The organism is Paenibacillus sp. HJGM_3 (assembly GCF_045062745.1).
Lineage (GTDB): Bacteria > Bacillota > Bacilli > Paenibacillales > NBRC-103111 > Paenibacillus_AA.
In genome coordinates this window covers 66,903-73,902 of record NZ_JBJGED010000035.1, presented here as the reverse complement: position 1 = coordinate 73,902, position 7,000 = coordinate 66,903, and the positions used below count along the sequence as shown (strand labels likewise).

General features: G+C 57.9%; 9 protein-coding genes. All 9 read right to left on the bottom strand.

Annotated elements, in window-relative coordinates:
• Window positions 1-190: 190 nt before the first annotated feature.
• Window positions 191-1,693 carry a lysine--tRNA ligase gene (lysS, locus tag ACI5FR_RS29070; protein WP_405461023.1) on the bottom strand — a complete coding sequence of 501 codons (1,503 nt, stop codon included), beginning with the start codon at window positions 1,691-1,693 and terminating at the stop codon, window positions 191-193.
• Window positions 1,694-1,776: 83 nt separating this feature from the next.
• Window positions 1,777-2,253 (bottom strand): transcription elongation factor GreA, encoded by a 477-nt coding sequence (gene greA, locus ACI5FR_RS29065; protein ID WP_405461021.1) that lies wholly within the window; start codon window positions 2,251-2,253, stop codon window positions 1,777-1,779.
• 254 nt (window positions 2,254-2,507) lie between these two features.
• Window positions 2,508-3,515, bottom strand: coding sequence for a tRNA dihydrouridine synthase DusB (dusB, locus tag ACI5FR_RS29060; protein ID WP_405461020.1), 1,008 nt, complete (start codon window positions 3,513-3,515; stop codon window positions 2,508-2,510).
• Window positions 3,515-3,739 (bottom strand): helix-turn-helix domain-containing protein, encoded by a 225-nt coding sequence (locus ACI5FR_RS29055; RefSeq protein WP_405461019.1) that lies wholly within the window; start codon window positions 3,737-3,739, stop codon window positions 3,515-3,517. The genes dusB and ACI5FR_RS29055 overlap by 1 nt, the downstream gene beginning before the upstream one ends.
• A complete protein-coding gene (gene folK, locus ACI5FR_RS29050) occupies window positions 3,709-4,257 on the bottom strand; it encodes a 2-amino-4-hydroxy-6-hydroxymethyldihydropteridine diphosphokinase (RefSeq protein ID WP_405461017.1) in 549 nt (182 codons plus the stop codon). The genes ACI5FR_RS29055 and folK overlap by 31 nt, the downstream gene beginning before the upstream one ends.
• A gap of 3 nt (window positions 4,258-4,260) precedes the next feature.
• Entirely contained in the window at window positions 4,261-4,623 is a 363-nt protein-coding gene (gene folB, locus ACI5FR_RS29045) for a dihydroneopterin aldolase (protein ID WP_405461016.1), read from the bottom strand.
• On the bottom strand, window positions 4,616-5,467 hold the full coding sequence (folP, locus tag ACI5FR_RS29040; protein ID WP_405461028.1) for a dihydropteroate synthase: 852 nt from the start codon (window positions 5,465-5,467) through the stop codon (window positions 4,616-4,618). The genes folB and folP overlap by 8 nt, the downstream gene beginning before the upstream one ends.
• Before the next feature lie 56 nt (window positions 5,468-5,523).
• A complete protein-coding gene (locus tag ACI5FR_RS29035; protein ID WP_405461014.1) occupies window positions 5,524-6,429 on the bottom strand; it encodes an aminotransferase class IV in 906 nt (301 codons plus the stop codon).
• Window positions 6,426-6,995, bottom strand: a complete 570-nt coding sequence (pabA, locus tag ACI5FR_RS29030; RefSeq protein WP_405461012.1) for an aminodeoxychorismate/anthranilate synthase component II — start codon at window positions 6,993-6,995, stop codon at window positions 6,426-6,428. The genes ACI5FR_RS29035 and pabA overlap by 4 nt, the downstream gene beginning before the upstream one ends.
• Window positions 6,996-7,000: the final 5 nt, after the last annotated feature.

Here is a 7,000-nt window from a genome sequence, read left to right as displayed (position 1 = left end):
GTTCAGTTTTCAAGGAACAATCCCGTCGTCGTCGGCAGCACTGCCGTCCGAACAGCGACTTTATGAATATAGCACATCCTATCGATCCAATGCAAGTCTTTTTTATCTTCAAGTTTCTGGGACCAAAAAACGCCCGAGGCCACGAAATTCCATTCGTCGGCCCGGACGTCCAGGACACCAAACAGCAAGTTTACTCGGCCCCGCGATCCCGCATAGCCGGGAACAGCAGCACATCGCGAATCGACGGCGAGTCGGTGAGCAGCATGACCAACCGGTCGATCCCGATGCCCAAACCGCCCGTCGGCGGCATGCCGTACTCGAGCGCGCGAATGAAATCCTCATCCATCTCATGCGCCTCGTCGTTGCCTTGCTCTCGCTCCAGCAGCTGCGCCTCGAAACGCTCCCGCTGGTCGATCGGGTCGTTCAGCTCGGTGAACGCATTGGCATGCTCCCGCCCGACGATGAACAGCTCGAACCGATCCGTGAACCGCGGATCTTGGTCGTTCTTCTTCGCCAGCGGCGAAATCGCCACCGGATGTCCGGTAATAAACGTAGGCTGAATGAGCGTAGCTTCGACGAAATGCTCGAAGAACGCATTCAGGATGTGACCCGCCGTCATGTTCGCCTCGACCGGCACCTTGTGCTCTTTGGCCAAACGGTGCGCTTCCTCGTCCGAAATATCGAGGCTGAAGTCGACGCCCGTCGCTTCCTTAACGGCGTCAACCATCGACACCCGGCGCCAGGGAGTAGCCAAGCTGACTGCTTGTCCCTGATACGTAATCTCCGTCGAGCCCAGCAGCTCCTGCGCCAGATGGGCAATCAGGTTCTCCGTGAGCCGCATAATATCCAAGTAATCGGCATACGCCTCATACAGCTCAATCATCGTAAATTCCGGATTATGGCGTGTCGATACCCCTTCGTTGCGGTACACTCGGCCAATCTCGTACACCTTCTCCAGCCCGCCGACGATCAGCCGCTTCAAATGAAGCTCAATCGCGATCCGCATATGCAACCGCATGTCGAGCGCATTGTGGTGCGTAATGAACGGACGGGCCGCCGCGCCGCCGGCCACATTGTGCAGCGTAGGCGTCTCCACCTCGAGATACCCATGGGCATCCAAATAACGGCGCATCGCCTGAATAATCCGCGAACGCAGAATGAACGTCTCTTGCACCTCGGGGTTCACGATCAAATCCACATAGCGCTGACGATAGCGCACCTCAACGTCCTTCAAGCCATGGAACTTATCAGGCAGCGGGAACAGAGACTTGGACAACACCTCAAGCTCTTGCACCTTGATGGAGGTCTCACCAGTCTTCGTCTTGAAGACAACGCCCTTCACGCCGACGATATCGCCCAGATCGAGGATGTCGAACGCCTTGTACGCCAGTTCGCCTACCGCATCCTCCCGAACGTAGATCTGGATCTGGCCGGACAAATCCTGAATATGCGCGAAGCTGGCTTTGCCCATCCGACGTTTCGTCATGATCCGGCCCGCCACGGACACCTCCGCATGCTTCGAATCCAGCTCTTCCGTTGACAGACCGTCGTACTCGGAGAGAATGGCCTTGGCATGATGCGTCCGCTCATATTTTCCGCCGAAAGGATCGATCCCCAACCCCCGCAGCTCGTCCAGCTTATTCCGGCGAATCTGCAATAGTTCACTCTCATTCAATTCCAGCTCTTGACTCAAGTTACTCCACTCCTAACCGATTTTCCCCCAAAATACGAGCCTTTACGCAAAAAAGCTCCCGAAGGAAGCTTTTTCTAACGGCATTACTTCTTAATATCGATAATCTTATATTTGATAACGCCGGCCGGGACTTGCACATCTACAACGGATTCTTTTTTCTTGCCCAGCAGCGCTCTCCCTACGGGGCTCTCATTCGAAATCTTGTTCGACAGCGGATCGGACTCGGCCGTGCCGACGATCGTGTATTCCACGTTCTCGTTGAACTCGAGATCCTCCAACGTGACGATCGAGCCTACGCTTACGGTATCCGTATCGACCTCGTCGTTATTAATAATCCGTGCGTTGCGGAGCATCTTCTCCAGGGTGATGATGCGCCCTTCGATGAAAGCTTGCTCGTTCTTCGCGTCCTCGTATTCCGAGTTCTCGCTAATATCTCCATACCCGATCGCGACCTTGATCCGCTCGGCCACTTCGCGGCGCTTCACGGACTTCAGGTGCTCGAGTTCTTCTTCCAGCTTCTTCAAACCCTCTTGGGTGAGGATGACTTCCTTCTCGGACATCTTAACAAATCTCCCGTCATGTGAAGATTTTCATACTCGGACTCGGGTGGTACCAAGACGTATGAATTCACTCAATTAATATATTAACCATGTCTGCCCTCGATGACTTCAACGATGGTTTGCGGGAAGCGGGGTCGTCTTATTGGAATGATTATAGTCCACCCCGTAGGAAATGTCAATCGCAGCCAACGCCCGTTTACAAATGCCCGGAAGCCTTGTCGGAAGCGGCAAATTCGACATCGGACGCACTCGGATTAATGAACCAGAACCGGGGAATCGGTCTCGGAATCGGACTCTCCTTGTTCGACAAATTCCTGAAGCGTATAGACCATTTGGTCCCGGCGGGTATGCTCCATGATGACGTCCTTGACGCGAGCCGAGTCGCGCAAGCCCTTCAGGTACCAAGCCATGTGCTTGCGCATTTCCTTGACCGCGACGTGCTCACCCTTCAGCTCCACGAGCCGGTCCAGGTGCAGGATGGCGATCTTCATCTTCTCCCGCGCGTCCGGCTCCGGCAACAGGTCTCCGGTCGTCAAGTATTGGATCGTCCGGTACAGCATCCACGGGTTGCCGAGCGCGGCGCGGCCGATCATAACGCCGTCGCAGCCGGTGTGGTCGAGCATGCGGCGGGCGTCCTCCGGCGTGAACACATCCCCATTGCCGATTACAGGAATCGACACGGCGGATTTTACGTCACGGATGATGTCCCAGTTCGCCTTCCCCGTATACATCTGTACCCGGGTACGCCCGTGCACGCTAACCGCGGAACCGCCGCCGTTCTCCACAGCCTTGGCGTTCTGCACGGCATAGACGTGATCGTCGTCCCAGCCGATCCGCATCTTCACCGTAACCGGCTTGCGAACCGCTTTGACGACTTGGGTGACCATCTGCTCGATACGCGAAGGATCGAGCAGCCACCGGGCTCCGGCATCGCACTTCGTAATCTTCGGCACCGGGCAGCCCATGTTAATATCGATAATGTCGGCATTCGTCTGCTGATCGACCACCTTCGCCGCTTCCACCAGGGTCTCGGTATCGCCGCCGAAGATTTGCAGGCTGAGCGGCTTCTCGCGCTCGTCGACGAACAGCATCTGCTTGGTCCGTTCGTTGCCGTGCACGATCGCCTTATCGCTCACCATTTCCGCACACACGAGGCCGCAGCCGAATTCTTTGGCAATGAGCCGGAACGCCGGGTTGCACACGCCGGCCATAGGAGCCAGCACGACATTGTTCTTGGCCGTGACGTTCCCAATTTGCAACATTATTGATCCTCTCCTTTCTCAAGCACGGGATTCAATTCAACCGGATCTATATTCAGGGTTTCTGCAATACGCGCCAGCATGCGAGGCTCCGCCTTGCGGCTGCCGCGTTCAATCGCCCCCAGGATGGCAATGGACACGCCCAAACGCTTAGCCAATTCGTCTTGAGTCAAGCCTTTGAGTTTGCGAAATGCTCTTACGCGTTGGGCGATTTGGTTCTTTTCCATGGTCGGACGCCTGCCTTTCCTTCCAGTGTATCCAGATGCCGCTCATAAGAAACCGCTTCGTCCGGCTGCAGGCGAGTCATCACATCCAGCAGAGGAATGAGAACGAAGGCCCGCTCCCGCATCCGGGGGTGAGGGACCGTCAGCTCGGGCGCCTCCAGCTCGAGACGAGCTCCGCCATCAGCAGGGTACACCAGGAGCAGATCCAGATCAAGCGTGCGGGGCCCCCAGCGAATATCCCGGGTTCGCCCGAGCTGCAGCTCGATGGCCGCCATCCGTCGGTGCAGCTCATGAGGCGGCAGGGCCGTGCGGACGGCAAGGACTTGGTTCAAAAAGGCGGCTTGATCTACGTAGCCCACCGGCTCCGTTTCATACAACGGGGACTCCCCGGCCAGGTCCGTGTCCGCCTGCTGCAGCAAAAGCCGCTTTGCCTCGGCCAAATGACGGTCCCGCTCCCCGATATTGGAGCCCAGCCCGATGTAGGCAATATAGTTCAGATGCGCCTCTCCTGTTGTGTCCACGTCTCATGCCCGCTTTCTCGTAATATGCACCGTCACGCCTTCAAAATGAGTGTCAAACGGCGGATGAGGCTTCGTGAGCCGGACCGCCACTTCATTTACCCTAGTATACTGATGCAGCACATCGGATGCAATGGCTTCGGCCAGCGCCTCGATCAGGCGGAACGGCGGACCTTGGACGATCGCCTTGACCCGCTCGTACACATCCGCATAGTTGACGGTCGCTTCCAAGTCATCCGTCTGCCCGGCCTGGGACAGGTCCAGAGAGAGCTCGACATCCGTATAGAACCGCTGCCCCAGCTTATTCTCTTCGGGAAACACCCCATGATAGCCGTAAAAATGCATCCCGTTCAACACGATCTTATCCATACGACTTCCCGCCTCTCACAATAGCATCGGTCATAAGCGCAACCCGCTTCATCTCCGCGACGTCGTGCACGCGCACGATCGAACAACCTTGGGCGATCCCTAACGCGGTCGTGGCCGCCGTGCCCTCCAGCACTTCCTGGGCAGACCGCCCGAGCGTCTTCTGAATGAAGCTCTTCCGCGAGGCGCCCAGCAGGACGGGGTACCCTAACTCGGCGATGCGATGCAAATTCGAGAACAGGTGCAGATTGTGCTCCATCGTCTTGGCGAAACCGAGACCCGGGTCCAGGATGATGTGATCCGGCCGTACCCCCGCCTGAAGCGCGATGTCCACGCTCCGTCGGAGATCGTCGAGCACGTCCGGGATGAAGTCGGCATACGCCGTTTCTCGCCGATTATGCATCAGAATGACCGGGCAGCCGAAGTCCAGCGCCACTTGCTGCAACCCCGGATCGCCCTGGAAACCCCAGATGTCGTTCACGATATGAGCCCCGGCTTCCATCGCTTGGCGGGCGACCTCGGCCTTGTACGTATCGACGGAGATCGGTACCGGCAGCCCCTCGGCGACAAGCGCCTTCACGACGGGCACGACGCGCGCAAGCTCCTCCTCAAGCGTTACACGCTCGGCGCCCGGCCGCGTCGACTCCCCGCCGATGTCGATGAGATCTGCGCCTTCCCGTACCATCTCCATCGCCCGCTCCACCGCGGTTCTAGTCGAAGTGTAGCGGCCCCCGTCCGAGAACGAGTCCGGGGTCACGTTCAAAATACCCATGATATGCGTCCGGCTTCGCAAGTCGAGCGACAAATTCCTGCATGGAACGACACCGGTTGAATCCGCTCCTCGCATATTTGACGTCGTATTCGAGTCCGGTTGCTCCGGTTTCCATAATGGCGGCAGTTGCATTAACGTGACCCTCCTTCACTCTCCGCAGTGCAACGCTGATAAGCTTCTATTAATCGGCGCGTCCAAGGTCCGGCTCCCTCTTCCTCTCCCGCTCCCTCTCCGACAGGGAACGCCTTGCCCGTCCGGTCATAACGCACGTCGATCGGGACCAGCTCTTGGATTGAATTGGTTATGAATACTTCTTCCGCCGCGACCACGTCATCCCACCGGTACCAGCCTTCCTCTACGGGCAACCCGATCCCGGACGCAAGCTCCATGACGAACGCCCGGGTAATGCCCGACAAGATCCCCGTATTCAAGTGTGGGGTGCAGAGGACGCCATGGCGGACCAAGAACAGATTGCTCACGATCCCTTCCGCGGCGAAACCCCGGCCATCCAAAAAAAGCCCTTCGGCCCCTTGTGCCCAAGGATAGCCGAGCAGCTCCCGCTTTGCTCCTATATTATTCATATAGTGAAACGATTTTAATCGGATGTCGCCCTCCGGCGTATTGCGCAGGACTTGAAGCAATTGAAGCGGCTTGCCCTTGAACCGGGCGCCGGCCGGTAGCACCGGAAGCTCCTTCATATACATCACGACATTCGGGCGGGTGTAGGCCCCGGCGGGCAATCCCAGCGCTTCCTCCCCCGCCGAGACGGAGAAACGAATGTAGGCTTCCTCCAAACCGTTCGCCTCGAGCAGCTCCGCCACTTGGCCGCGGATCACGGCCTCATCCGGCTCATAGGCGATCCCCAGCTCGCGGCAGCCGTCCGCCAACCGCCGCAGGTGACGATCGAGCAGGAACGGCCGCCCGCCATATGTCCGGAAAGTCTCGAACAGCCCCATCCCATACAAAAAACCGTGATCGTACACCGAGACCACGGCTTCCTGCCCTTCCATCTGTACTCCGTTCAGCAGCAGCTTCATCGGCCGATCGCGAGAAAGTTGCGCAGCAGCTGGTGTCCGTGATCCGTAATGATCGACTCGGGGTGGAACTGAACCCCTTCGATCGGATACTCCTTGTGGCGCAACCCCATAATCTCGCCTTCCTTGGTCTCTGCCGAAATCTCCAGGCAATCCGGCAGCGTGTCCCGGCGCACGATCAACGAATGATAGCGGGTCGCCGTGTACGGGGACGGGAGGCCCTCGAAGATGCCGCGGCCGTCATGATAAATGTCCGAAGTCTTGCCGTGCATCAGCTTCTCCGCGCGCACGACGTCTCCGCCGAACACTTGGCCGATGGACTGGTGGCCCAGGCAGACGCCCAGAATCGGAATCTTCCCCTTGAAATGCTCAATCAGCTCCAGGCTTACGCCCGCTTCATTCGGCGTGCACGGCCCCGGGGAGATCAAAATATGCGAAGGCTGCAGCTTCTCAATGCCGGCCATGTCGATCTGATCGTTGCGGTAGACGACCACTTCCTCGCCCAGCTCGCCTAGATATTGCACCAAGTTATAGGTAAACGAATCATAATTGTCGATCACAAGGATCATCTGCG